Here is a 24732-nt window from a genome sequence, read left to right as displayed (position 1 = left end):
TCAGGCGGGGACGGGCTCCGCGCCGTCGACGACCGAGGTCGCCGGGACCGGCACGGGAGCCACCCGCGGCTCCAGGTGCACGCCGGCGATCATGCAGCGCACCGACCCGCCGGCCAGCTCGACCGTGGGCACCGCCACCGGCAGCAGCCGCGCCGACGCCTCGATCAGGCGGCGCTGGTCGGCGTCGAGGCTCGCGGCCGCGCGGGCCGAGAGCGCCAGCACCGGCCCGTCGCTGCCCTGCACCTCGATGGCGTTGCCCGCGAACTCGCCGATCTGGGCGGCGGTCAGCGGCACGACGGTGCGACCGCCGGCCTCCAGCCGCGCCCGCAGCTGCTCGCGCTCGGCGGCCGAGGGCAGCAGCTCGAGGGCCACCAGGGCGTACTCGCCGGCGACGCTCATCATCACGTTGGTGTGGTAGATCGGGCGCCCGGCGGTGTCCAGGGCGTCGAACACCACCGGCTCGTAGCCGAAGACGCGGCAGAAGCGCTCCAGCGCGACCGGGTCCACCCGCCGCGAGCGGGCGACGTAGGCCACCCGCAGCACGTGGTCGAGCACCATGGCGCCGGTGCCCTCGAGGAAGACGCCGTCGTGCTCGAGGCCCGACAGGTCGACCACCTCGTGCACGCGGTAGGCGGCCTTGAGGAACTCCACGACGTCCCCGCGCCGCTCCCGGCGGCGGTTGGCCGCGTACATGGGGAACAGCGCCACGCGCCCGTCGGCGTGGGTGGACACCCAGTTGTTCGGGAAGACGCTGTCGGGCCGGTCGGGCTCGGGGTCGTCGAACAGGTGCACCCGCACGCCGACGCCGGTGAGGGCGTCGGCGAGCGCGGTGACCTCGTCGTGCGCCCGGCGGGCGAGGACGGCGGGGTCCTCACCGACCTCGACCGCCTGGAAGGCGTTGTCGGCGATCGTCTGCGGGTTGGGCTGGAACGCGTGGGGCCGGACCAGGACGACGGCGGCGGGCGCCTGGCCGGAGAGGTCCGGCGGCGTCACGAGGGGATCGGCGTGAACGCCGCGACCATCCCGAACAGGTCCTTCGGGTCCTCGGGCTCGGCCACCAGGTCGATGTCGTCGACCCACTCGGTGCCGCGCACCGCGTCGCGGACGTAGCGCAGCGCGGAGAGGTCCTCGATGGCGAAGCCGACGGAGTCGAAGAGGGTGACCTGCTCCGCGGAGGTGCGGCCGGGCCGGCGCCCGGTCACGACCTCCCACAGCTCGATGACCGGGAAGTCCTCCGGCATGTTCTGGATCTCGCCCTCGATCCAGGTCTGCGGGGGGAACTCGACGAAGACGTCGGTGTCCTCGCGCAGCAGGATCGCCGGGTCGAGCTCGGTCTTGCCGGGGCAGTCGCCGCCGATCGCGTTGATGTGCATGCCCGGCTCCACCCACTCCGCCTGCAGCACGGTGGCGCGGGCCTTGTCGGCGGTGCAGGTGGTGACGACGTCGGCGCCGCGGACCGCCTCCTCGGCGGACCGCGCCACGTGCACGTCGAAGCCCAGCGGCCCGAGGTTGCGGACCAGCTTCTCCATCGCGGCGGGGTCGGTGTCCCAGACGGAGAGCTGCTCGATGCCCAGGGCGGCGCGCATGCCCAGCGCCTGGAACTCCGACTGGCTGCCGGCGCCGATGAGGGCGAGCCGGCGCGAGTCGGGCCGGGCGAGGTGGCGGGCGACCATGGACGACATGGCGGCGGTGCGCAGCGCCGTCAGCAGGGTCATCTCCGCGAGGAACACCGGGTAGCCGTTGGACACGTCGGCCAGCGCGCCGAAGGCGCTGACGGTCTGGAAGCCGCGGGCCGGGTTGCTGGGGTGCCCGTTGACGTACTTGAACGCGTAGGTCTCCCCGTCGCTGGTGGGCATCAGCTCGATCACGCCGAACGGCGTGTGGCTGCCCACACGGGCGATCTTGTCGAAGGACTCCCAGCGGCGGAAGTCGTCCTCGATGTAGCGGGACATCCCGTCGATGATCTGCTGGGGGCCGGTCGAGGCGGTCCAGCGGATCATGTTGCGCACGTCGACGAACATGGTCATGCGATCACGGTATGACTTGGCGATCTGCACACACAATGAGCAGGGAGCGCGCGTCATGCTCACGGGGTAGGCAGTCTGCCCACTGCCGACGTACGGTCTGTGCGTGGCCGATCTCAGTGACCTCGACCGGCGGCTGCTGTCGGCCCTGCGCGAGGACGGCCGGGCCCCGGTCGCCGAGCTCGCCCGGCGGCTCGGCGTCACCCGGGCGACGGTGACCAGCCACCTCGACCGGCTGGTGGACGACGACGTGATCGTGGGCTTCACCGTCCGGGTGCGCGACGAGTCGGCGTCCGGCGGCGTGCGGGCGGTGTCGCTGATCGAGGTGGAGGGCCGCTCCACCGACGACGTCATCCGGCGGCTGCGCGGCTTCCCCGAGATCGAGTCGATGCACTCGACCAACGGCGCGTGGGACCTGGTGGCCGAGCACCGCACGGTCGACCTCGTCGGGTTCGACCGGCTGCTCAACCGGATCCGGTCGGTGCCCGGGATCATCAACAGCCAGACCAGCCTGCTGCTGACCTCCGTGCTGCGCTGAGCGGTCCCGCCGCGCCGGTCAGGCCGGGCGGGTCGCCACCCGGGCCAGGGGCAGCCCGGCGAGCAGCACCCCGGCCACCAGCACGTAGGTCCACGGCAGGCCCACGCCCGCGGCGACCAGGCCGAGGACCAGCGCGCCGGCGGCGGTGCCGGCGTCGAACGCGGCGTTCCACAGCGCGCTGGCCGCCGTCGAGCCGCCCTCCCCGGCGCGGGTGAACGCGGTGACCAGCGTCAGGTTCTGCACCGCGCCGTAGCCGGCCCCGAAGACGGCGGCGCCGGCGAGCACGACGACGTCGCCCCCCTGCAGGCCGAGCGCGACCACGGCCAACCCCGCCGCGCCCACGAGCAGCGCCGCGGGCAGCAGCCGGCGGGTACCGACCCGGTCGGCGAGCAGGCCCGCCTGCCAGCGGGTGAGCGCGCCGGTGACGCCGAACAGCAGCAGCGCCGCCGTCGCCACCCAGCCGTCGGGCCGCTCGATCGGCAGGAACGTCATGAGGCCGCCGCCGGCGAGGGTGACCAGCAGCAGCACCACCGACGGCGCCAGCGCGGCGCGCACCGCCGCGCGGGAGGAGCCGCCGGCCGCCCCCTCCCAGTGCACCGTGCGGGCCAGGCCGGGCACCAGCGGCAGCGCCAGCAGCGGGGAGGCGGCCAGCCAGGCCAGCCAGGCGGCGTGGCCGTCGAGGACCAGCGCGACGCCGGCGGGCACGGCGAGCAGGTTGGGGACGGCGATGGCCAGGCCGTAGAGGCCGATCGACTCGCCGCGGCGCTCGGGCGGGGCGACCTGCGCGGCGAGCACCGCGCCGAGGACGGTCAGCACCGCGAAGCCCGCGCCGCGCACGGCCGAGACCGCCGACAGCCACAGGACGCCGTCGTCGAGGACGTACAGCGGGCTCGGGGCACCGAGGAGCACCAGCCCGCCGGCGAGCACCGGCCCGAGGCCGTGGCGGGCGGTGAGCGCGGGCACGACCGACTGGCCGGCGACGGTGACCAGCAGGAAGACCGCGGTGACCACGCCCGCGGTGTCGGCGGAGGCGCCGCCCGCGACCGCGTAGGCGGGGAGGGAGGCCAGCGTCAGGCAGTACCCGGCGAAGCCGAGCCCGGTCGCGCCGACCAGTGCCCGCATCGCCGGCAGCCGCCACAGCGACGTCCGGTCCCGCGTCGTGCGCTCCACCATCCCGTTCCCTCCGCGGGCGCGGCGCCCGACCTCCCAGCATGACCGGCACCGGGCTCCGTCAGCGGCGGGGGGTCGGGGACGGCGGTCCCCCGCCGAGGCCCGACTCGCGCGCCCGGGCGACGGCGGCGGCGCGGTCGGGCACCTGCAGCTTGGTCAGGACGGCGGAGACGTGGTTGCGCACCGTCTTGTCCGACAGCGCCAGCCGGCGGGCGACCTGGCCGGTGGGCAGCCCGGCGGCGAGCAGCTCGAGCACCTCGCGCTCCCGGGCCGTCAACTCGGGGAGGGCCGGGGGCCGGGCAGCGGTCCCGGTGAGGGCGTCGACGACCCGGCGGGCCACCGCCCCGCCGTAGACGGCGTCACCGCCGGCGACGGCGAGCACGGCCCGGACGATCTCCTCGTGGTCGGCGCCCTTGAGCAGGTAGCCACGGGCACCGGCGCGCAGCGCCCCGAACAGGGACGCGTCGTCCTCGTGCATGGTCAGCACGAGGACCCCGATCCCGGGCCGGCGGCGGCACAGCTCGTCGATGGCCGCGGTGCCCGGCAGCCGCGGCATCGACAGGTCGGTCAGGACGACGTCGGGCGCGGTCCGGTCGACGACGCCCACCAGCTCGACGCCGTCGGCCGCCTCGCCGACCACCTCGACCTCCGGCGAGGCGTCGAGCACCGACCGCAGGCCGTACCTGTACATCGGGTGGTCGTCGGCGATGACGACGCGGACGGTCACCGGCCCTCCCCCAGGGGCAGGCCCGCGACCACACGCGTGCCTCCCGGGCCGGTGGTCACGGTCAGCTCGCCGCCCACCGCCCGCGCGCGGGTCCGCATCGAGGCCAGCCCGACCCCGGCGGGACGCGGGTCGCCGTCGGCCGGGAAGCCGGCGCCGTCGTCGGCCACCGCCACCTCCAGCCGGCCGTCCCGGGCGCACAGCTCCACCTCCGCGCACCGGGCGCCGGAGTGCCGGGCCACGTTGGTCAGCGCCTCCTGCGCGATCCGGTAGGCCGCGGTCTCGACGTCGGGTGGGAGCGACGGCAGCGGCCCGGCGGTCACCCGCACCGGCACCGACGGCGCCAGCGCCTCGGCGTGGCGCTGGACCGCGGCCACGAAGCCGACGTCGTCGAGCGGCGCGGGGCGGAGCCCGTCGAGGATCCGCCGCACCTCGCCGACCGCGCCGTCGACCTCCTCCCGCATCCGCGCCAGCAGTGCCCGGGTGGACGGGTCGGCACCCTCCCCCAGCCGGGCCTGCACCGCCTGCACGCCGAGCCCGACGCCGGCCAGCGAGGGCCCGAGCCCGTCGTGCAGGTCGCGGCGGATGCGGTCCCGCTCGGCGTGGGTGGCGGTGAGGACCCGGTCGCGCTCGCGCTCCAGCGACCCGGTGAGCTCCAGTGCCCGGACGACCGCCGCGACCTGTGGCGCCAGGGCGGCGAGCAGCCGCCGGTCGCCGGCGGTGAACGGCTCGCCGGGGGACCGCTCGGCCACGCACAGGGTGCCCACGTCCCGGCCGCCGACGCGCAACGCCACGGCCACCACGCCCTCGTCGGGCACCGGCTGCCCCTGCGGCGCGACCCGCGCCGCGGGGGCGCGCAGCGCCGCGGCGACCGTGCTGACGACGGCGGGCAGCAGGTCGGCCTCGTCGGCGGAGGCGACGCGGTCACCGAGCTCGGTCACCGCCGTCACCGGGTCGCGGCGCCGCCCGTAGACGAACCGGTCGGCCGCCGCCTGCAGCCGGGAGCGGGCCGGCGCGAGGGCGAGCGCGAGCAGGACCGCCAGCACCGCGCCCGTCACCGGCGACAGCGTGCGGCCCAGGCCGGCCGCGGCGACCGCCGCCACGGCGAGGTACACGCCGAGGACGGCGACCGTGAGCGCCGCGTACACCAGCGCCCGGCTGACCACGATTCCCAGCAGCCGGTAGCGCACGACGCCGACCAGGATCGACCCCGGGACCATGAGGACCAGCGGCGCGACCAGCCACTCGGGCATCCAGTCGCCGGCCGCGAACATGACCACCAACAGCGGGAGCACGACGCAGACCAGCCACGCCAACTGCTGGCGCTCCGGCGACCGCGCCCGGAGCAGCCGGACGACGGTGGCCCCCCACACGACGACGGCACCGCACACCAACCCGGCGGCGGCGACCCCCGCGACGGCCGTCCACCCGGCGCCGGAGAGGTCCACCGGTGCCGGTCCCGGCGCCACGTCGTCGTACGCGCCCTGCGTCAGGCCGGTGACGACGGTCAGGACGGCGAGGCCGACCGACACCGCGGCGACCGGCCACCGCCACCAGCGGGCCGGCAGCCGACCGGTCGGGTAGAGCGCGATCAGCACGACGGCGGGCACCACGAAGGACGAGAGCCACACCATGGACGTCAGCTGGCCGACCCAGGCGGCCAGGGGCCAGCCGGGCTCCGCGACACTCACACCGTAGGCCCCGTAGGCGTTGCCCCCGAGGCTCAGCGCCTGGAGCAGACCGGTGAGCACGAGCAGCCACCCGATCGCGTTGCGCGGCCGGAGGTGCACCAGCAGGGTGCCGGTGGCCGCGCACACCACGGCGTAGGCGCCGGCGGCCGGCGAGAACCCCGCCTCCGGGACCCGGGACGTCGCCCACGCCGACAGACCGGTGGCAGCAGCGCACAGCAGCGTCACCAGGAGGGCGGCACCGGTCGTCGGGGAGCGCCTGGTCACGGGCGTCAGTGTGTCGCCGACCGCGTCCCGGGTGGGACCTCCGGCGTCCCGGCCGACCCGGGAGGTCCTCCCGGTCGGACCGGGTCGTGCGGCCCATCCGGCGGGTCGCGGTGGGCGGCCACGGTCGTCCCGTCCGGCCACGAGGGCCGGCCCCCCACCGAGGAGGACCCGCCATGACGACCACGTCCCCGACCCCCGCCGCCGCGTCACGCCGGACCGCGGCGCCGGACGCCCCGACCCTCGCCGGGGCCGGCATCGCGCTGGCCTGCACGCTCGTGGGCCAGTACGTCGAGACGCCGTGGAAGAGGTCCGGCGACGGCGAGTGGAGCGTGGCCTTCTCCGGCAACGGCGGCTGGGGTGCTCTCGCGTTCCTGGTCGCCTGCACCGGGGTGGCGACCGTCGTCGTGGGGCTCGTGGCCGCCCGCGCCCGCACCGTCGCACCCGCGCGCACCGCCGTGCGGGCGCTGGTCCTCGCCGTCCTGGGCGCCGTCTCGATCGGCGTCTTCTGGACCGGTCTGCCGGCCGTCCTCGCCGGCGGGGCCACGGGGCTCGCCGTCGACGCCCGCCGCCGCCTCGGGCGGATGCCCGCCCCGGCTGCCGTGGCCCTGACCCTCGCCGTCCTCACCGTCGCCTGCGCCGTCTGGCTGGCGTTCGCCGGCTGACCCCCCACCTCCCGAGGAGCTCTCCGTGTCCCACACCCGCCGCACCGCCCTCGCCGCCGCCGTCCTGCTGGCCGGCACCGGCGCCGCCCTGGCCGTGGTCCCGGCCGCCTCCGCCGACACCACGCTGCGGCTGACCACCGTGGCCGTGCCCGAGCGCAACACCGACCTCGACCTCGGCGCGCCCGGCCCCAGCCCGGGCGACACCCAGGTCTTCCTCGACGACGTGCAGCGCGACGGCCGGACCATCGGCACCAGCGGCGGCTCGTGCACCGTCACGGCGCTCTCGGAGGACCGGCTGGCGGCCGCCTGCACCGCCACGCTGATCCTGCCCCGCGGCCAGATCACCGCCCAGGGCGCCTTCGACGAGGACCCGGCGGCCGGACCCGCCGGCTTCACCTGGGCCGTCACCGGTGGCACCGGCCGCTACGCCGGGGCAGGGGGCGAGGTCGTCGGCACCTTCCGGCCCGGCACCGACGTCGTCGACGTCGAGGTCCGCCTGGACTGACTCCGCTGCGCACAGCACCCGGGACCGCTCGCACCGCGCGAGCGGTCCCGACGCGGGTAGGGGCCCCCCGTGCCACTGCTGACCGTGGGCCACGGACCCGAGGACCGCACCGCCCTGGGCGCCCGGCTGACCGGGGCCGGGGTCGGGTGCGTGGTCGACGTCCGCAGGTTCCCGGGCAGCCGCAGCAACCCCGAGGTCCGGCGGGAGGCGCTGGAGGAGTGGCTGCCGGCCGCCGGGATCGGATACCGCTGGGACGCGCGGCTGGGCGGCCGGCGCCGGCTGCCGCCCGGTGAGCCGGTCGCCGACGGCTGGTGGACCGTGGCGCAGTTCGCCGCCTACGCCGCGCACACCCGCACGGCGGAGTTCGCCGCCGCACTCGACGCGGTGCAGGCCGGGGCGGCGGAGGACACGGTCGCGCTGATGTGCAGTGAGAGCGTGTGGTGGCGCTGCCACCGGCGGATCGTCGCCGACGTCGCCGTGCTGGCGCGGGGCGTGCCGGTGCACCACCTGATGCCCGACGGGCGGCTCACCCCGCACACCCCCTCGGCCGGCGCGGTGCTGGGCGACGACGGGCAGGTCCACTGGCCCGGCTGACCGGCGGGGCCGGGCGGGGCGGCGTCCTCCCGCACCGTGGCGCGTCCTCCCGCACCGCGCGGCGTCCTCCCCCACGGTGGGACGTGCGGGAGGACGCCCGACGATCAGGTCACCTGATCGTCGCGGGGCGCGGTCAGCCCATGTGCGGGTAGCGGTGGTCGGTCGGCGGGACGAACGTCTCCTTGATCGACCGGGTCGAGGTCCAGCGCTGCAGGTTCTGCGCCGCGCCGGCCTTGTCGTTGGTGCCGCTCGCGCGCCCGCCGCCGAAGGGCTGCTGGCCGACGACGGCGCCGGTGGGCTTGTCGTTGACGTAGAAGTTGCCGGCCGCGAAGCGCAGGAACCGCTCGGCGTGCGCGATGGCCGCCCGGTCCTGGGCGATGACCGCGCCGGTGAGCGCGTACGGCGCCACCGACTCCATCTGACGCAGCACGGTGTCGTAGTCGGCGTCGTCGTAGACGTGCACGGCGAGGATCGGGCCGAAGTACTCGGTGGTGAACACCTCGTGCTCGGGGTCGGTGCCCTCGATGACCGTGGGCCGCACGAAGAAGCCCTCGGAGTCGTCCTTCTGGCCGCCGGCCACGATCGACAGCGCGGGGTCGTCGTCGACCCGGTCGATGACGCCGGACAGCTTGGAGAACGACTTCCGGTCGATGACCGCGCCCATGAAGTTGGAGAAGTCGGTGACGTCGCCCATCGACAGCGACTCGGTGACCCCGACCAGGTCGTCGCGCAGCCGCGCCCACACCGACCGCGGCACGTAGGCCCGCGAGGCGGCCGAGCACTTCTGCCCCTGGAACTCGAAGGCGCCGCGGACCAGGGCGGTGCGCAGCACGTCGAGGTCGGCCGAGGGGTGGGCGACGACGAAGTCCTTGCCGCCGGTCTCGCCGACGATCCGCGGGTAGCCGCGGTAGGAGGCGATGTTCTCCCCCACCGTCCGCCACAGGTGCTGGAACACCGGCGTCGACCCGGTGAAGTGGATGCCGGCGAGGTCGCGGTCGGCCAGCACGACCTCCGAGACCGGGATGCCGTCGCCGGGCAGCATGCTGATGACGCCCGGGGGCAGGCCGGCCTCCTCCAGCAGCCGCATGAGGAAGTGCGCGGCGAACTGCTGGGTGGGGGCGGGCTTCCAGACGACGGTGTTGCCCATGAGCGCCGGCGCGGTGGGCAGGTTGCCGGCGATCGCGGTGAAGTTGAACGGGGTGACCGCGTAGACGAAGCCCTCGAGCGGCCGGTGGTCGCTGCGGTTCCACACGCCCGGGGAGGACACCGGCTGCGCGGAGACGACCTCGCGGGCGAAGTGCACGTTCCAGCGCCAGAAGTCGACCAGCTCGCAGGCGCTGTCGATCTCGGCCTGGTAGGCGGTCTTGGACTGCCCGAGCATCGTCGCGGCGTTGAGCGTCTGCCGCCACGGGCCGGCCAGCAGGTCGGCGGCCTTGAGGAACACCGCGGCGCGGTCGTCGAGCGACAGGTCGCGCCAGGCCGGGGCGGCGGCCTTGGCGGTGGCCACGGCCTCCTCGGCGTCGGCGTGCGTCGAGTGCGCCGAGGTGCCCAGCACGGCCGCGTGCCGGTGCGGCTGGACGACGTCGAAGCGCTCGCCGCCGGCCATGCGCTGCTTGTCGCCGATGGTGGCCGTCAGCTCCAGCGGCTCGGCGGCCAGCTCGGCGAGGCGGGTCTGCAGCGCCGCGCGCTCCGGGGAGCCGGGCGCGTAGCTGAGCACGGGCTCGTTGTGCGGCGGGGGGACGCGGGTGATGCCGTCCACGGCATGCCTCCGGGTGGGGTGAGGGGTCAGTGGCTGACGAGGGCGCGGAGGAAGAAGCGCAGGTTGGCCGGGCGCTCGGCCAGCCGGCGGACGAAGTAGCCGTACCAGTCGACGCCGTAGGGGACGTAGGCGCGCACCGTGGTGCCGGCCGCGGCCAGCCGGTGCTGCTCGTCGACGCGGATGCCGTGCAGCATCTGCACCTCCCACGAGTCGGCGGCCCGGCCGTACTCGGCGGCCAGCCGCTGCGCGAGGTCGATCATCGCCGGGTCGTGGCTGCCGACCATGGGGTACCCCGGCCCCCGCATGAGGATGCCGAGGCAGCGGGCGTAGGCGGCGTCGACGTCGCGGCGGTCGCGGAAGGCGACCGAGGCGGGCTCGTCGTAGGCGCCCTTGACCAGCCGCACCCGCGAGCCGGACACGGCCAGCGCCTGGGCGTCGGCCTCGGTGCGCCGCAGCGCGGCCTGCAGCACGGCACCGGTGCCGGGGTGGTCGCGGCGCAGCTCGGCCAGGATCGCCAGCGTGGAGTCGACGGTGGAGGAGTCCTCCATGTCGAGGGTGACCGTGGTGCCGATCGCGGTGGCCCGCTCGACCACCGGCCGGACCAGCTCCAGGGCGACGTCGTGGCCGCCGGGCAGCGCCTGCCCGAACGCCGAGAGCTTGACCGACACCTCCGCGTCGGCGCCGAGCCCGAGCGGCGCGAGGCCGTCGAGGAGGGCGAGGTAGGCGTCGCGGGTGCCGCGGGCCTCCTCGGGGTCGGTGACGTCCTCGCCGAGGTGGTCCAGCGTCACCGCGAGACCCTCGCCGGTCAGCCGGGTGACGACGTCGAGCGCCTCCGGCAAGGTCTCACCGGCGACGAACCGCTCGACCACCCGGCGGGTCACCGGCGTGCCCACCACTGCGCGGCGCAGCCCCGGGCGCCGCGAGGCCCCCAGCAGCACGGTCTTCGTGGAGAGCACCGACCCGACCTCCGTCTCGTCCCGGACACCAGCGTCCGCCACCGACGCTAGGCAGCGCCCGGGCCCCCCGCCAGGGACAGACGTACGTCGCGCCCTCGTACATTCGTACGGTGCGCGACGACCTGCAGGACGTCGTCGACGAGGTCGCCCGCCTGCTCGGCGCCCCGGCGACGCTCGAGGACACCGACTTCACGCTCCTGGCCTTCGCCGCGCACCCGCTCGACGACGGCAGTGCCATGGACGCCGTCCGCACCCGGTCGATCCTCGGCCGCGGCTCCACCCCGGCGACCCGCCGCTGGTTCGAGGACCTCGGCATCGCCCGCGCGCAGGGGCCGCTGCGCACCCCCGCCGACCCCGACGCCGGCATCCTCACCCGCCTGCTGCTGCCGGTCCGCCACGAGGGCCGCACCCTCGGGTACCTGTGGCTGCTCGACGGCGGCCGCACCGACCCGGCCGACCCCGCCGACCCCGCACTGGCCGCGGCGCTGGGCCTGGCCGCCCGCGCCGGGGAGCTGCTGGCCCGCCGGCGCGACGACGACGACCTGGCCGGCGCGCTCGCCGCGACGCTCGGGGGCCCGGCGGCCGCGCGGGAGCGGGCCGGCGCCGTGCTGGCCGACCGGTTCGCCGGCGCCGCGGTGGCACTGGTGGCGCTGCGCCCGGCCGGGGGCGCGGTGCCGTCCGACCGCCGGCTGCCCCCGGGTGCGGCGGTGCTGCAGGACGCCGACGGGCGCAGCGAGGTCGCCGTCGCCGTGCGGCTGCCCCGGCCGGCCGACCCGCGGGCAGCGTCGGCCGCCGCCGGCCCGCTGCTGACCCGGCTGCCCGCCGGCAGCACCGCGGGGGTGTCCGACCCGGCGCCGGCGGTCGCCGACCTGCCCCGCTGCTGGGAGCAGGCGCGCACCGCGGCCGCGGTCGCCGCCGTCGCCCCGCGGCTGGCGCCGGTGGCCTCCTGGGTCGGGCTCGGCGGCTGGCGCGCCGCCGCGGCGCTGCCGGCGCCCGACCCGGCCGTCGCGCCGCTGCTCGCCGAGCCGGCGCTGGCCGCCACCGCCGAGGCCTACCTGGACGCGGCCGGCAGCGTCGCCCGGACGTCGGCCGCGCTGGGCATCCACCGGCAGACGCTGTACTCCCGGCTCAACCGGATCACCGCCGTCACCGGCCTGGACCTCGCCGACGGCGACACCCGCCTGCTCGTGCACGCCTCGCTGCGCCGCGCCCGCCTGCCGTGACGCGGGTGGCCGAGGAGCCGGGCCGTCCCGCCGCGACGGCGTCCCCCCGCTGACCTACCCTCGGGTAACCGATCGTTGCGGGAGGAGAGGCGTTGCCGCGAGACACGGGCGGTGCCGGCGACGTCCTCCGGGACCTGCGCACGGCCACCGCCGTGGACCACGAGCGGGTCGAGACGACGCTCGGGCTGATGGACACCGATCTGGACCGGGACCGGCTGGTGGAGGTCCTGGGGCTGCTGCACGCCTTCTGGCGGGCCGCCGAGGCCGGCCTCGACGCCTGGGCCGCCCGCTCCCCCGCCGACGCCGACGCGCTGGACTGGCACCGCCGGCGGCGGGCCGCGCTCTACGCCGCCGACCTGCACGTCCTCGGCGGCCGGGTCGACGCCGGCCGGCCGGTCCTGCCCGCCGTCGCCGGCACCGACGAGGCGCTCGGCCGGCTCTACGTCCTCGAGGGCTCCACGCTCGGCGGCACGTTCATCGACCGCCACCTGGCCGGCCTCCCCGGGCTGCCCCGGCTGCGCTCCTTCACCCCGTACGGCGGCGACACCGGCGCGATGTGGGCGGCGTTCCGGCGCGTCACCCGCGGGCACGTGACCGGCGGGGGCGACGCCGGCCGGGTCGTCGGCGCGGCCCGCGAGACCTTCGCCGTCCTGGCCGACTGGTGCGCGCCGGCCGCGCGCTCCCAGGTCCCCGCGTGACCGACGTCGACGCCCGTGACGACGCCGCCACCGCCGGGCAGGACGTGGCCTGGCTCGAGCCCGGCGAGGCCGTCGACCTCGACACCTGCGCGCGCGAGCCGATCCACGTCCCGGGCAGCATCCAGCCGCGCGGCGCGTTCCTCGCCGTCACCGAGCCCGACCTCGTCGTCGTGCAGGCCTCGGAGAACCTCGCCGAGCTGACCGGGGTGGGGTGGGCCGACGCCCTCGGGCGGCCGCTGGCCGACGTCCTCGGGGTCGCCCCGGCGGAGGCGGTGGTCCGCTCGGCCAGCGCCTTCGGCGACCTGCGCGAGCGCAACCCGGTGGAGGTCACCCTCGACGTCGACGGCGAGCCGGTGCCGCTGGACGCGATCCTGCACCGCGCCCTGCTCTCCTCCGGCGAGGAGCCGGTGACCAACCTGGTGGTGGAGCTGGAGCCGGCGCGCGGGCCGCGGCCGTTCTCCTTCCCGAACACCTACCAGGCGGTGCGCGGCACGGTCGCCGCGCTCAACCGGGCCGTGACCCTGCAGGAGCTGTACGACACCACGGCCCGGGCGGTGCGCGAGCTCACCGGCTTCGACCGCGTGATGGTCTACCGCTACGACGCCGACTACCACGGCGAGGTGGTCGCCGAGGCCCGGGCCGAGCACCTCGGCTCCTTCCTCGGCCTGCACTACCCCGCCTCCGACATCCCGGCGCAGGCCCGGGCGCTGTACGAGAAGAACTGGCTGCGGCTGATCAGCGACGTCGACTACGTCCCCAGCCCCATCCGGCCGGCCGCCCACCCCGCCACCGGCGGGCCGATGGACCTCACCTACTCGACGCTGCGCAGCGTCTCGCCGATCCACCTCGAGTACCTGCACAACATGGGCGTGCGGGCCTCGATGTCGATCTCGCTGCTGCGCGACGACCGGCTGTGGGGGCTCATCGCCTGCCACCACTACGCCGGCCCCCACCAGCCGCCGTACGCCACCCGCGCCGCGGCGGAGTTCCTCGGCTCGACGCTGTCGCTGCGGCTGGTCGACCGCACCACCGAGGACGAGGTGCACCGGGCGCTGCAGGTGCGCTCGACGCTGGCCTGGCTGACCGCCGCGATGCTCGACGAGGACCGCCCGCTGGCCGACACCGTGCTCGGCGGCACCAACCTGCTCGACGTCCTGCCCGCCGACGGCGTCACCGTCTCGCTGCAGGAGGTCACCGGCGGCCGGGGCGAGCAGCTGCCGGCCGACGTCGTCGAGCGGCTGGTCGCCTGGGCCGCGGCGCACGGCGAGGAGGTCGTGGCCACCGACTCGTTGCAGCGGGAGGCGCCGGAGCTCGGCATCCCGGTCGACGTCGCCTGCGGGGTGCTCGTCGTCCCGCTGCCGGAGGGGCAGTACGTGCTGTGGCACCGGCGCGAGGCCGTGCGGCACGTCGACTGGGGCGGCGACCCGCACGAGAAGGCCCGCGCCGAGCGCGAGGACGGCGACGTGCGGCTGAGCCCGCGCAAGAGCTTCGACCGCTGGCGGGAGACGGTGCGGGAGCGCTCGTACCCGTGGACCCCGCAGGAGCGCGCCGAGGTGCACGACCTGCGGGTCCACCTGCTCGAGGCCCTCTACGCCCGCTCGCGCAGCATCGTGCGGGCCGCCGAGACCCTGCAGCGCAGCCTGCTGTCGGAGCCGCCGTCGCCCGCGGGCCTGGCCGTGGGCGTGCGCTACGTGCCCGCCACCCGCGAGGCGCAGGTCGGCGGCGACTGGTACGACGCGTTCGGCCAGCCCGACGGCTCCACGATGCTCGTCATCGGCGACGTCGTCGGCCACGACGTGCAGGCCGCCGCCTGCATGGCGCAGCTGCGCGGTCTGCTGCGCGGCATCGCCTTCGACCACGGCGACAGCCCGGCCCGGGTGCTGTCCCGGCTCGACGCCGCGATCGAGGGGCTGGAGCTCGGGGCGATCGCGACCGTGCTGGTCGCCCGACTGTCCCCCGCCGGCGACGGCGGCATGCGGCTGCGCTGGTCCAGCGCCGGTCACCTGCCGCCACTGGTCACCGGCCCCGACGGCGCCGCCCGCGTGCTCGCCGCGGAGCGGCCCGGCCTGCTGCTGGGGGTGGACCCGGGTGCCGTGCGGCCCGACGCCGACGTGCTGCTCGAGCCCGGGTCGACGCTGCTGCTCTACACCGACGGGCTGGTCGAGCGCCGGCACGAGGGCTTCGACGACGGCGTCGACCGGCTCGGGCGGGCGCTGGCCGACCTGTGCGACCGGCCGGTCGAGGAGGTCTGCGACGGCGTCCTCGACCGGCTGGTGCCCGGGGGCGCCGAGGACGACGTCGCGCTCGTCGCCGTCCGCCTGCTGCTTTCCTGAGACCGAGCACTTCCGCGGAAGTGCACGGATCGGCTCAGGGCCGGTCGGAGAAGTCGGCCTCCAGGCCGTCGTCCTGGGCACCGCCCTCGGCGGGCAGCGGCGCGTCGTCCTCGGCCGCCCGCAGCTCCGCGTCGCTGCCGGCGGGGGGCGCCTCGGCGCCGCGCTCGAGCTCGGCGAGCAGCTGCTGCTCGTCGGGGCGCAGGTCGCCGCCGCCGAGGTGCTCGCCGGGCCGGCCGGCGTCGGTGCCGGAGGCCATGCCGCTGTCGGGCAGGTCGGGCTCGGTCATCGCGTCCTCCCTCACCGCGGGAAGTTCGGCTCGAGGCGCGGCACGATCTGCATCTCCGGCACGAACGCCGACGGGTGCAGCAGCAGCAGCGTGCGGACGGTGTCGGCCACCGCCGACGGCGGCATCATCAGGTGCCCCGGGATGCCCCACTGCTCCATCATCGGCGTGTCCATCGCCGCCGGGATCACGCTCTGCACCCGGCACGGGAACGGCCGCTCGCTGCCGTCCTCGAGCCTGACCGCCTTCTCCCGCAGCTCGCGCTGGATGCAGCGGGTGGCGTTGAGGAAGCCGGCCTTGGAGCCGTTGTAGGCGATGGCGCCGCTGCCGGAGGTGAGCGCGGACAGCGACACGATGTGCACGACGTCGGCCGTGCGGCCCTCGGGCAGGTGCTGCACCCGCTTCAGGAACTCGCTGGTCAGGAAGACCGGCCCCTCGCAGTTGACCGCCATGACGCGGCGGTAGTCGTCGAGGTCGATGTCGGTGGCGTAGCCGGGGCGGTCGATGCCGGCCACGTTGACCAGCACGTCGAAGGCGTCGCCGTGCTGCTCGAACAGCTGGGCGACCACCGCGCGGCGGCTGGCGTCGTCGGTCACGTCCAGCGCGACGACGTCGGCGCTGCCCCCCGCGTCGGCGACCAGCTCGCGGGTGCGCGCGCTGCCGTCGGCGTCGATGTCGGCGACGACCACGTGCGCGCCGGCCTCGGCCAGCGACACGCACGTCGCCCGGCCCAGCCCGCTCGCCCCGCCGGTCACCAGTGCCACGCGGCCCTTGAGCTCCCCTGCCACCCGTTCCTCCGTCCTCCGGCCGTGCCGGCCGTGATCACGTCAGCGTCCCCGCCACTCTCGCCGAGGTCGGTCCGGCCCGCAGGTCGAGCGGGCCGGAGCGGGTCAGGCCGGCGCCGACCAGGCGTCGGCGAGGGTGACGGTGACCAGCTGCCGGCTCTCCACCAGCGCGAGCAGCTGGTCGAGCACGGTGGCGATCGCCGGCTGGTTGGCGTGGCCGACGATGATCGCCCGCGCCGCGAACCACTGGTCGGCGGCGGCCATCAGGCCCTCGGCCGAGACCACCCGGCCGTCGTCGAAGGTGCCGTTCCACATGACCGTCGTCGGGTGGCCGAGGTCGGCGGCGATGGCGTCGACGCGCTCGTCGTGCGAGCCGAAGGGCGGCCGCCAGAACGGGGTCTCGGTGACACCGAGCGTGCGGCGCATGAAGTCCTGGTTGCGCCGCAGCTCCTCGGCGACCTCGGCGTCGGGGACCGTGGTCAGGTCCGGGTGCGACCAGGTGTGGTTGCCGAAGGCGACCTGGCCGGACTCGATGAGCGGCCACAGGTCGCGGGCGTTGTCGCCCCACGTGCGGTAGGAGCCGTTGGGGAAGAACGTCAGCCGGGTGCCGGTGTCGCGGCAGAGGGCGACCAGCGCGGCGACCACCTCGCCGTTGCTGCCGTCGTCGATGGTCAGCGCGATCTGCGGCCCGGTGCCGGGCAGCTCCTCGACCACCCCCTGCGGGGCGGGGACGGCGACGATGCCGCCGGGACCGGTGGGGGTCGCCGGGGCCGGCGCGCGCACCGGCGCGGGGGCGGGCGGCTCGGCGAGGTCGAGGGCGGCGGCGCCGCGCCCGACGGCGGCGCCCGTGAGCCCGGCGGCGAGGAGGTACAGGAAGCCCCGGCGGTCCACGCGGCGGACGCTAGGAGCGCCCCCGGCGCGCCCCGGTGAGCGACACCAGGCGCCTCGCGCGCCCGACACGCTCGGTGGCCTGCCGACTACGACGCCGGGACGAGGCCCTGCTGCTCGATGAGCCGCGCCTGCTCGCGGCACCAGGGCGACCACGCGTCGCGCTCGGACTCCTCCTGGCGACGGCGGAACTCCGCCCACCCGAGCAGCTCCCACTCCCCCACCTCGCTCGGGTCGGGGTCGGGCGTGCCGGTGAAGCGACCGAGGTAGACCGGGCAGACCTCGTTCTCCACCACACCGCGGAACTCCGCGCGGTAGCGGTAGCCGGGCAGCGCCGGGCGCAGGTCGGCCACCTGCAGCCCGAGCTCCTGGGAGGCCCGCCGGGCGATCGCGGCGCCGTCGTCCTCCCCGGGGCCGGGGTGGCCGCAGACGGTGTTGGTCCACATGCCGGGGAAGGTCTGCTTGCCCGCCGCGCGGCGGGTGACCAGCAGCCGGCCGTCGTCGGCGAACAGGTAGGCGGAGAACGCGCGGTGCAGCGGGGTGTCGCCGTGGTGCACCAGCGGCTTGGGCATCGTGCCGATGGGCGTCCCGTCGTCGTCGACCAGCACGATCAGCTCCGCCGCGGTCACCGTCACCGGACCATCCTCCCCCGCGGCAGGGTTCCGGCACACCTCGCCCGGGCACCGGGAGGGGATGCGGCAGTTCCAGAACGACGGCCTCACCTTCGACGTCCGCGACGGCGGCCCGCCCGACGGCGAGCCCGTGGTGCTCCTGCACGGCTTCCCGCAGGACTGCTCGGCCTTCGACCGGGTGGCCCCGCTGCTGCACGACGCCGGCCTGCGCACCCTCGCCCCCGACCAGCGCGGCTACAGCCCCGGCGCCCGCCCGCGCGGCCGCTCGCCGTACCGGCTGCGCGCGGTCGCCGGCGACGTCCTGGCGCTGCTGGACGCCGCGGGGCTGCAGAGCGCGCACGTCGTCGGGCACGACTGGGGCGGCGCGGTCGCCTGGGCGCTGGGTGCCTGGCACCCGGAGCGGGTGCGCACCCTCACGGCGCTGTCCACCCCGCACCCGGCCGCAGCCGGGCGGGCGGTGCTCACCAGCGACCAGGGGCTGCGGTCGTCCTACATGGCCGCCTTCCAGGTGCCCGTCGTCCCGGAGCGGCTGATGCTCGCCCGCGACGGCGCGGTGCTGCGCGGGGTGCTGCAGAACGGCGGCCTGCCCGAGGACACCGCCGCGCGCTACGTCGACCGGTTGCGCGAGCCGGGGGCGCTGTCGGCCGCGCTGGCCTGGTACCGGGCGGTCCCGCTGGCCGCCCGCGACTCCGTCGGCGAGGTCCCCGTGCCCACCCTGCACGTGTGGAGCACCGGCGACGCGTTCCTCGGCCCGGCGGCCACCGCCATGACCCGCCGCCACGTCACCGGGCCCTACCGGCTCGAGGTCCTCGACGGCGTGCCGCACTGGATCCCGGAGCTGGCCGCCGAGCGCACCGCCGAGCTCGTGGTCGAGCACGTCCGGACGGCGGTCGGCGCGCCCGGCTGATCAGCCGGCGCGGGCGGTCACCTCGTCGGCCGGGCCGAGCCCGGCGGCGGCCAGCGCGGGCGGCAGGCCGTCGTCGTGGCGCTGGTACCGGGTGACCACGCCGCCGGCGACGGTGAACCGCGAGGCGACGACGGCGCGGCCGCGCTCCGCGCCGGTGGCCGGGTCGGCCCACACGGCGTCCTGCTCGACGACGACCGCGCCGTCGGCGCCGCAGAACCAGCGCCGCGGCGCGCCGGAGAAGCCCGCCCGCGCCGTCCACGGGCCGAGCACCTCGCGGCCGCGCACGGTGCCGCGCGGTCCGACCACCTCCAGGTCCGGCGCCGACAGGGCCGTCGCGGCGGCGGCATCGGCGCGGTCCACGGCGGCCAGCCACGCCTCGACGACCGCGAGCTGTCCCCTCATGCGGGGACGGTAGCGCCGCCCGGGCATGCCCGACCGCCCGCGCGGGCATGGTGCCCGGACCGTTCCGAGACCGAGGAGGCAGCCGTGTCCACCGCCACCACCCCCCGCCGCCGCTGGCGCGTCGCCGCCGTCGGCCTCGTCCTGGCCCTGGCCCCGGTGACCGCCGCCTGCGGCTCCGACGTCGTCGACGACGACGTGCAGGACACCGTGGAGGAGGGCGTCGACGACGCCGAGCAGGAGGTCGAGGACGCCACCGACGGCGAGGACTCCGACGGCTGACGGGGCGGGGTGCAGAGAACTCTCTGCAGAGAGGTCTTTGCAAAGAGTTCTCTGCATCTCTAGCCTGGGGGCGTGACCGAGGTCCCGCCCGAACCCGTCGTCGACGTCACCGACCCCCGGACCCTGCGTGCCCTGGCGCACCCGCTGCGCACCGGCCTGCTCGGCCTGCTGCGCTCGGAGGGCCCCTCCACGGCCTCCCGCCTGGGCCAGCGCCTGGGTGAGAGCAGCGGCACCACCAGCTACCACCTGCGGCAGCTGGCCGCGCTCGGCTTCGTCGAGGAGGTCCCCGGCGAGGGGACGGCGCGGGAGCGCTGGTGGCGGGCGCGGCACCGCAGCACCCGCTGGCGCACCGAGGACCTCGTCGACCAGCCCGGCGGCCGCGAGGTCGTCGAGGAGTTCACCCACCAGTCCCTGGGCCGGCAGCGGCGGATGCTCGCGGCGCACGCCGAGCAGCGGGAGTCCCTCGACGACGTCTGGCGCGACACGGTCTCGCTCAACGACTGGGCGCTGCACCTGTCCCCGGCGGCCGCCGGCGAGCTGGCCGAGGAGCTCAACGGCGTGCTGGCCCGCTGGCGCGCCGAGCGCGAGGAGCCCGGCGCGCCCCTGGTGCACGTGCTGGTCGACCTGTTCCCGCTGACCGAGGACCCGGCGTGAGCGCGCCGCTGTCGGCGCGGTCGGCCGGCCGGCGGTTCGTCGGGCTCACCGCGCTGCGCTGGCTGCCGGTCGGCATCGCCGCGCCGATCACGGTGCTCCTGGCCTCCTCGCGCGGGCTGTCCCCGGCCGACATCGGGTTGGTGCTGGCCGTCTACTCCGTCGTCACGCTGCTGCTGGAGCTGCCCACCGGCGGACTCGCCGACGCGATCGGGCACCGGCCGGTGCTCGTCCTGTCCGGCCTGCTGGGCGTCGCGTCGCTGCTGACGATGGCCGTCGCGGACTCCGTGCCGCTGTTCGCCCTCGCCTGGGGGCTGCAGGGCGCGTCGCGCGCGCTGGACTCCGGCCCGCTGGAGGCCTGGTACGTCGACACCGTGCACGCCGCGGACCCCGACGCCGACCCGGCGACGGGCCTGTCGCGCGCCGGTGCCGCCGACGGCCTGGGGCTGGCCCTGGGGGCCGCGCTCGGCGGGGCACTGCCGCTGCTCGCCGAGGGCGGGGGCAGCGCGGCGCTGGTCCTGCCCCTGCTGTTGGCCGCGGCGCTCGTCGTGGTCTCGGTGGTCGCCGTCGCGGTGCTCGTCGTGCCGCTGCCGACCGCCCCGACCGGCGGGCTGCGGGCGCTGGCCGCCGGGGTCCGGGAGGTGCCGGTGGTGGTGCGCGACACCGTGCGGCTCGCGTCGCGGCACCGCGTCCTGCGGCGGCTGCTGGTCATCTCGTTCCTCACCGGCACCGCGCTGACCACGCTGGAGGTGCTCGGGCCGCTGTGGTTCGCCGAGCTCGGCGGCGGCCTGGACCGGGGTGCTGCGGTGTACGGCGTCGTCATGGCCGTGTCGTTCGCCGCCGCGGGGCTCGGCGCGCTGCTCGCGCCGGCCGCCCGCCGGCTGGCGCGGGGGTCGGTGGCCTGGGCGAGCTTCCTCACCGCGGTGGTGTGGGCCCTCGCCGTCGTCGGTGTGGCGCTGGCCGGGCACGTCGCGGTGGCCGCCGTCGCCTTCGTCGTCTCCTACCTGGCCAACGGCGCCGGCTGGCCGCTGCGGCAGGCGCTCATGCACGAGCAGGTGGGCGCCGCCCAGCGGTCGACGACGGTCTCGGCGAAGTCGGTCGCGCTGATGCTCGGCGGCGGCCTGGGCAGCCTGCTGCTCCCCCGCCTGGCCGACGCCGCCGGGCTGCCCGCGGGCTTCCTCGCCGGCGCCGTCGCCGTCCTGCTCATCGGGGTGGTCTCCCTCGGGCTGCGGCCCGCGGAGGCGCAGGGTGAGACAGCTCGCCGTATCGCAGCGGGGGCCAGCGGGTAGCGGCACGTCATGGCTGAGCTCCCCCAGGCACACCTCGAAGGCCTCAAGGTCGCCGTCACCGGCGCGAGCGGCAACGTCGGCACCGCGCTGCTGCGGCGGCTGACCGCGCCGGGCAGCGGCGTGGCCGAGGTGCGCGGGCTGGCCCGCCGGCAGCCGCCGGACACCGAGCCGTACTCGTCGGTGACCTGGTACACCGCCGACCTCGGCGAGACCGCCAGCGAGCAGGCGCTGACCAACCTGCTCGAGGACGTCGACGCCGTCGTGCACCTGGCCTGGGTGCTGCAGCCGGGCCGCCGGTCCGAGGAGCTGCACAGGGCGAACGTCGACGGCACCCGGCGCGTCATGCGGGCGGCCGTCGCCGCCGGGGTGCAGCACGTGGTGCACATGTCCTCGCTCGGCGCCTACGCCGCGGGCGGCGGCGACCGGCCGGTGACCGAGGACTGGCCGGTCACCGGCATCCCGAGCTCGCAGTACAGCCGGCAGAAGTCCGAGGCCGAGCGGGTCGTGCGCGAGGTCGTCGGGCGCAAGAAGGACGTCACGCTGACCGTCGTCCGGCCCACCCTCGTGCTGCAGCCCGAGGCGGCCAGCGAGATCGGCCGCTACTTCCTCGGGCCGCTGGTGTTCGGCGCCGTCCGCCTCGTGCCCGGGCAACTCGCCTCGGTGCTGCCCCTGCCGCTGCCGTCGCTGCGGGTCGGCTTCGTGCACGCCGACGACCTCGCCGACGCGATCGTCCGCATGCTCGACCGGCGCGTCCCGGGGCCGTTCAACGTCGCCGCCGACCCCGCCCTCGACGCCGACGGCATCGCCCGCGCGCTGGGCACCACCCGGATCCCGGTCCCGGCCGTGCTGGTGCGGACCGGGCTGACGGCGGCCTTCCGCGCGCACGTGGTGCCCACCGAGCCGGGCTGGCTCGACCTCGGGATCCAGTCGCCGGTGCTCGACACCAACCGCGCCCGCACGCAGCTGGACTGGCACCCCGCACACCGTGGGGACGACGTGCTGCGCCAGTTCGTCGCCGCCCTCGGCCGTGGCGACGGCGCGCCGGGCCCGCTGCTGTCCCCCACCGGTGGCCGCTCGCACGACCCGGGCGGCGATCCCGCGAACGTGCCGAACCGCCGTCCGGACTGAGGCTGTCTGCCTGACCTGCGGGTTCGTCGTCCGCAGGACTTGATCACATCCGTGTTCGAACGTATGATCGAACACATGACGGAGGTGCTGGCGGTCGACGAGCCCGTGGTGGGCTGGGCGTCGGGGCCGCTGGGCGCGGTGCAGGCCGCCGATCGCGAACTGTCCCGGCAGACGGCGTTGCGGGCGCGGGCGATCGCGGCGTTCGCGGAGACGCGGCCCGCCTCGGCCGACCGCCAGCCGGGGGAGCCCGGCGCGATGGCGGCCGAGCGGTGGGCGGCGCGGGCCGAGGTGCTGCGGCCGGTCAGTGAGTGGGCGGTGCAGGAGCTGGTCGTGGCGTTGAACGTGACCGCGCAGCGGGCGGAGGAGGAGCTGGTCCGCTCCCTCACCCTGGTGCACCGGCTGCCTGGCGCCCTGGCCGCGCTGCAGGCCGGGGTGCTGCACGCCGGGCACCTGTGGTGCCTGCTCGAGCACGTCGCGCCGATCGCCGACCACGCGCTGCGCGCCCGCATCGAGACCGAGCTGCTGGCCTGGCTGGCCGGCCGGTCGGTGACTACCCCGGCGCAGCTGGGCGACAAGGTGCGCCGGGTGGTGCTCGCCCACCGCGCCCGTGACGCCGCCCGCGACCTGGCCCGCGCGCTGCGCCGGCGCGGGGTATCCGCCCGCCCGGACCGCACCGCCGGGATGAGTGTGGTGTCGGCGTTGCTGACCACGCCGGAGGCCGCCGCGCTGCTGGCGGCGCTGGGCGCGCACGCCGACGCGCTGCCCGCCGATCCGGCCGATGGCCGCAGCCGCGGGCAGAAGATGGCCGACTGCCTGCTGGACCTGGTGCTGCGGCCCGGCGACACCGGCCGGCCGCTGGTGCAGGTCGCGCTGACGGTGGTCGCCCCGGTCGGGGCGCTGCTGGGCGGGGATGCCCCGTGCGAGATCGACGGGCAGGTGGTGCCCGCCGAGGTGGTGCGTGCCCTGCTCGCCGCCCTCACCGGTCACGCGGCCGCCACCGACACCGAGCCCACCGACACCGAGCCGGCCGCAACGGCGGGCACACCCGCGATTGTGTCCGCGGAGGAGGACTTCGCGCGCTGGTCGCAGGAGCTGGAGCAGCGGGTGCTGGCCGGGGAGTTCGACGCCGAGCCGGCCCCCTGCTATCTCGACGAGGACGGGCCACCACCCGAAATCTGGCCCGACGGCCCACCACCACTGGCGCCCCCAGGGCATCGCCCCGGCCCGGCCGTGCCCGACGGGTGGTGGGCGCGCGCCGACCGCGCCGTCGACGACGCGAGCACCACCCTGCTCACCCTCCAGCGCGCGCTCGGCCACGCCCGCCGGCTGGTGGCCACCGCGCAGCGCGCCGACACCGCCGACGAGGCCGCCTGGGCGGCGAGTGCCGCGGGCCGCATCAGCGCCGCACCCGACGCGCTGAGCGCGCTGGCCGCGGCCACCGATCAAACCCGCGCCGACCTGGCCGACCTGCTCGCCCGCACCGCCGGCGGCGGGCTGGCCGACCGGCCCCGCCTCGCCCTCACCGATGCGGTCACCGGCGCCCTGCTCACCCTCACCGACCTGCCCGGACTGCGCCGCGCCGCCCGCGCCGGCACCGGCCTGACCGCACCCGGCGAGAGCCCCGGCTACCGGCCCGCCGCCGCCCTGGACCGGTTCGTGCGCGCCCGCGACCGCCGCTGCCGCTTCCCCGGCTGCCGCCGCCCCGTTCCCCGCCGCGGCGAACTCGACCACCACACCCCCTGGCCCGCCGGCCCCACCACCGCCACCAACCTGGCCGGCTACTGCACCGGCCACCACCGCGGCAAGCACCAAGCACCCGGCTGGCGACACGAGCTGGCCCCCGACGGCACCCTCACCGTCACCACCCCATCCGGCCTCACCGCCACGACCACCCCACCGCCCTACTGAGGCGGGCCCTGCCGCCAGCCGCGCGCGACAGGTCGGTGCGACTCAGCCCTCCGCCAGGCGTGCGGCGTGCTCCTGCTCCTCCGGTCGGACCTCCGACGGCCACGTGCCGACGAGCCGCCAGGAGACGGTCCCGCCCGATGGAGTCGCACCCGTGCCCGCGGCCAGGGCGTCGTCGATCGTCCCCCGTACCCGCTGCTCGTCCCCCGGCTCGGCCGCGAAGAGGACCCGCAACCGCAGCTCGTCCCCTGCCCGCAGCGCCCGGGTGTGGTGCGGGGCGAGCGGGCACGGCGGCTCGTGCTCCCAGTTGCCGCACAGCGCGACGGTGATCGCACCGCCCGGCGCGCGCTCGTCGGCGCCGACCGCCATCGACAGCACCGCGTCGTGCGCGAACCGCTCCTTGGCCACCCACCCACTCTGGCAGCACGCCGGCCCGCCGGGT

The 24732-nt window shown here is 76.7% G+C and carries 26 protein-coding genes; 13 read left to right on the top strand and 13 right to left on the bottom strand.

The genetic code is table 11. The features are described 5' to 3' along the window. Nucleotides 1-993 carry a citrulline utilization hydrolase CtlX gene (gene ctlX, locus ACI8AD_RS09985; protein WP_456870377.1) on the bottom strand — a complete coding sequence of 331 codons (993 nt, stop codon included), beginning with the start codon at nt 991-993 and terminating at the stop codon, nt 1-3. Then, entirely contained in the window at nt 990-2027 is a 1038-nt protein-coding gene (locus ACI8AD_RS09980) for an ornithine cyclodeaminase (RefSeq protein ID WP_456870376.1), read from the bottom strand. Before ACI8AD_RS09980 ends, ctlX begins: the two co-directional genes overlap by 4 nt. Nucleotides 2028-2130: 103 nt before the next feature. Between ACI8AD_RS09980 and ACI8AD_RS09975 the strand changes: the two genes are divergently transcribed. After that, the gene (locus ACI8AD_RS09975) at nt 2131-2562 is read left to right on the top strand and encodes an Lrp/AsnC family transcriptional regulator (RefSeq protein ID WP_456870375.1); all 432 of its coding nucleotides are present in this window, start codon (nt 2131-2133) and stop codon (nt 2560-2562) included. Nucleotides 2563-2580: 18 nt separating this feature from the next. Here the strand turns inward: ACI8AD_RS09975 and ACI8AD_RS09970 are convergent, their stop codons facing one another. From ACI8AD_RS09970 to ACI8AD_RS09960, 3 genes are read right to left on the bottom strand one after another with little or no spacing between them, the layout of a single operon-like run. Next, nucleotides 2581-3735, bottom strand: coding sequence for an MFS transporter (locus ACI8AD_RS09970; protein ID WP_456870374.1), 1155 nt, complete (start codon nt 3733-3735; stop codon nt 2581-2583). Between the two features lie 58 nt (nt 3736-3793). Further along, nucleotides 3794-4459 (bottom strand): response regulator, encoded by a 666-nt coding sequence (locus tag ACI8AD_RS09965; protein WP_456870373.1) that lies wholly within the window; start codon nt 4457-4459, stop codon nt 3794-3796. Then, nucleotides 4456-6411, bottom strand: coding sequence for a histidine kinase (locus tag ACI8AD_RS09960; RefSeq protein WP_456870372.1), 1956 nt, complete (start codon nt 6409-6411; stop codon nt 4456-4458). The genes ACI8AD_RS09965 and ACI8AD_RS09960 overlap by 4 nt, the downstream gene beginning before the upstream one ends. A 173-nt stretch (nt 6412-6584) precedes the next feature. Between ACI8AD_RS09960 and ACI8AD_RS09955 the strand changes: the two genes are divergently transcribed. The 3 genes from ACI8AD_RS09955 (at nt 6585) to ACI8AD_RS09945 (ending at nt 8172) form a co-directional block, all read left to right on the top strand. Next, entirely contained in the window at nt 6585-7073 is a 489-nt protein-coding gene (locus tag ACI8AD_RS09955) for a hypothetical protein (RefSeq protein WP_456870371.1), read from the top strand. 25 nt (nt 7074-7098) lie between these two features. Continuing rightward, nucleotides 7099-7578 (top strand): allene oxide cyclase barrel-like domain-containing protein, encoded by a 480-nt coding sequence (locus ACI8AD_RS09950; RefSeq protein WP_456870370.1) that lies wholly within the window; start codon nt 7099-7101, stop codon nt 7576-7578. Between the two features lie 69 nt (nt 7579-7647). Further along, on the top strand, nt 7648-8172 hold the full coding sequence (locus tag ACI8AD_RS09945) for a DUF488 domain-containing protein (protein ID WP_456870369.1): 525 nt from the start codon (nt 7648-7650) through the stop codon (nt 8170-8172). A gap of 133 nt (nt 8173-8305) precedes the next feature. On the opposite strand, the gene pruA is transcribed toward ACI8AD_RS09945, so the two are convergent. Together pruA and ACI8AD_RS09935 are read right to left on the bottom strand one after the other, a co-directional pair. Continuing rightward, complete coding sequence (gene pruA / locus ACI8AD_RS09940) at nt 8306-9931, bottom strand: L-glutamate gamma-semialdehyde dehydrogenase (RefSeq protein ID WP_456870368.1); 1626 nt, start codon at nt 9929-9931, stop codon at nt 8306-8308. Nucleotides 9932-9957: 26 nt separating this feature from the next. Next, nucleotides 9958-10887 (bottom strand): proline dehydrogenase family protein, encoded by a 930-nt coding sequence (locus ACI8AD_RS09935; RefSeq protein ID WP_456870367.1) that lies wholly within the window; start codon nt 10885-10887, stop codon nt 9958-9960. Nucleotides 10888-10997: 110 nt separating this feature from the next. Here ACI8AD_RS09935 and ACI8AD_RS09930 point away from each other — a divergent pair, with 110 nt between their 5' ends. The 3 genes from ACI8AD_RS09930 to ACI8AD_RS09920 all read left to right on the top strand — a co-directional run bounded on the left by ACI8AD_RS09930 (nt 10998) and on the right by ACI8AD_RS09920 (nt 15141). Continuing rightward, nucleotides 10998-12110 (top strand): PucR family transcriptional regulator, encoded by a 1113-nt coding sequence (locus ACI8AD_RS09930; protein ID WP_456870366.1) that lies wholly within the window; start codon nt 10998-11000, stop codon nt 12108-12110. 92 nt (nt 12111-12202) lie between these two features. Next, complete coding sequence (locus ACI8AD_RS09925) at nt 12203-12808, top strand: biliverdin-producing heme oxygenase (protein WP_456870365.1); 606 nt, start codon at nt 12203-12205, stop codon at nt 12806-12808. Continuing rightward, nucleotides 12805-15141: a SpoIIE family protein phosphatase gene (locus ACI8AD_RS09920; protein WP_456870364.1), complete on the top strand. Its 2337-nt coding sequence runs from the start codon at nt 12805-12807 to the stop codon at nt 15139-15141. The genes ACI8AD_RS09925 and ACI8AD_RS09920 overlap by 4 nt, the downstream gene beginning before the upstream one ends. A 34-nt stretch (nt 15142-15175) precedes the next feature. Here the strand turns inward: ACI8AD_RS09920 and ACI8AD_RS09915 are convergent, their stop codons facing one another. The 4 genes from ACI8AD_RS09915 to idi all read right to left on the bottom strand — a co-directional run bounded on the left by ACI8AD_RS09915 (nt 15176) and on the right by idi (nt 17732). After that, the gene (locus tag ACI8AD_RS09915; RefSeq protein WP_456870363.1) at nt 15176-15427 is read right to left on the bottom strand and encodes a hypothetical protein; all 252 of its coding nucleotides are present in this window, start codon (nt 15425-15427) and stop codon (nt 15176-15178) included. 11 nt (nt 15428-15438) lie between these two features. After that, on the bottom strand, nt 15439-16212 hold the full coding sequence (locus ACI8AD_RS09910; RefSeq protein WP_456870362.1) for an SDR family NAD(P)-dependent oxidoreductase: 774 nt from the start codon (nt 16210-16212) through the stop codon (nt 15439-15441). A 102-nt stretch (nt 16213-16314) separates the two neighbouring features. Then, nucleotides 16315-17100 carry a polysaccharide deacetylase family protein gene (locus ACI8AD_RS09905; protein WP_456870361.1) on the bottom strand — a complete coding sequence of 262 codons (786 nt, stop codon included), beginning with the start codon at nt 17098-17100 and terminating at the stop codon, nt 16315-16317. An 86-nt stretch (nt 17101-17186) separates the two neighbouring features. Beyond that, the gene (idi, locus tag ACI8AD_RS09900) at nt 17187-17732 is read right to left on the bottom strand and encodes an isopentenyl-diphosphate Delta-isomerase (RefSeq protein ID WP_456870360.1); all 546 of its coding nucleotides are present in this window, start codon (nt 17730-17732) and stop codon (nt 17187-17189) included. Between the two features lie 58 nt (nt 17733-17790). Between idi and ACI8AD_RS09895 the strand changes: the two genes are divergently transcribed. Then, a complete protein-coding gene (locus ACI8AD_RS09895; protein WP_456870359.1) occupies nt 17791-18636 on the top strand; it encodes an alpha/beta fold hydrolase in 846 nt (281 codons plus the stop codon). Here ACI8AD_RS09895 and ACI8AD_RS09890 read toward each other — a convergent pair whose 3' ends face one another. Next, a complete protein-coding gene (locus ACI8AD_RS09890; RefSeq protein ID WP_456870358.1) occupies nt 18637-19038 on the bottom strand; it encodes a DUF4440 domain-containing protein in 402 nt (133 codons plus the stop codon). An 84-nt stretch (nt 19039-19122) separates the two neighbouring features. On the opposite strand from ACI8AD_RS09890, the gene ACI8AD_RS09885 reads away from it, so the two are divergent. The 5 genes from ACI8AD_RS09885 (at nt 19123) to ACI8AD_RS09865 (ending at nt 24293) form a co-directional block, all read left to right on the top strand. After that, nucleotides 19123-19317, top strand: coding sequence for a hypothetical protein (locus tag ACI8AD_RS09885; RefSeq protein ID WP_456870357.1), 195 nt, complete (start codon nt 19123-19125; stop codon nt 19315-19317). Between the two features lie 72 nt (nt 19318-19389). Beyond that, nucleotides 19390-19971: a helix-turn-helix domain-containing protein gene (locus ACI8AD_RS09880; protein WP_456870356.1), complete on the top strand. Its 582-nt coding sequence runs from the start codon at nt 19390-19392 to the stop codon at nt 19969-19971. Further along, the gene (locus ACI8AD_RS09875; protein ID WP_456870355.1) at nt 19968-21257 is read left to right on the top strand and encodes an MFS transporter; all 1290 of its coding nucleotides are present in this window, start codon (nt 19968-19970) and stop codon (nt 21255-21257) included. Before ACI8AD_RS09880 ends, ACI8AD_RS09875 begins: the two co-directional genes overlap by 4 nt. A 9-nt stretch (nt 21258-21266) precedes the next feature. Beyond that, on the top strand, nt 21267-22385 hold the full coding sequence (locus ACI8AD_RS09870; protein WP_456870354.1) for an NAD-dependent epimerase/dehydratase family protein: 1119 nt from the start codon (nt 21267-21269) through the stop codon (nt 22383-22385). Nucleotides 22386-22460: 75 nt separating this feature from the next. After that, nucleotides 22461-24293, top strand: a complete 1833-nt coding sequence (locus ACI8AD_RS09865; RefSeq protein WP_456870353.1) for a DUF222 domain-containing protein — start codon at nt 22461-22463, stop codon at nt 24291-24293. 42 nt (nt 24294-24335) lie between these two features. Here the strand turns inward: ACI8AD_RS09865 and ACI8AD_RS09860 are convergent, their stop codons facing one another. Then, nucleotides 24336-24698, bottom strand: coding sequence for a hypothetical protein (locus ACI8AD_RS09860; protein WP_456870352.1), 363 nt, complete (start codon nt 24696-24698; stop codon nt 24336-24338). Between the last annotated feature and the right edge of the window lie 34 nt (nt 24699-24732).

It is taken from the genome of Geodermatophilus sp. SYSU D00766 (genome assembly GCF_054049915.1).
The sequence above is the reverse complement of the archived record's forward strand: the minus strand, read 5'-3'. Positions and strand labels throughout refer to the sequence as shown.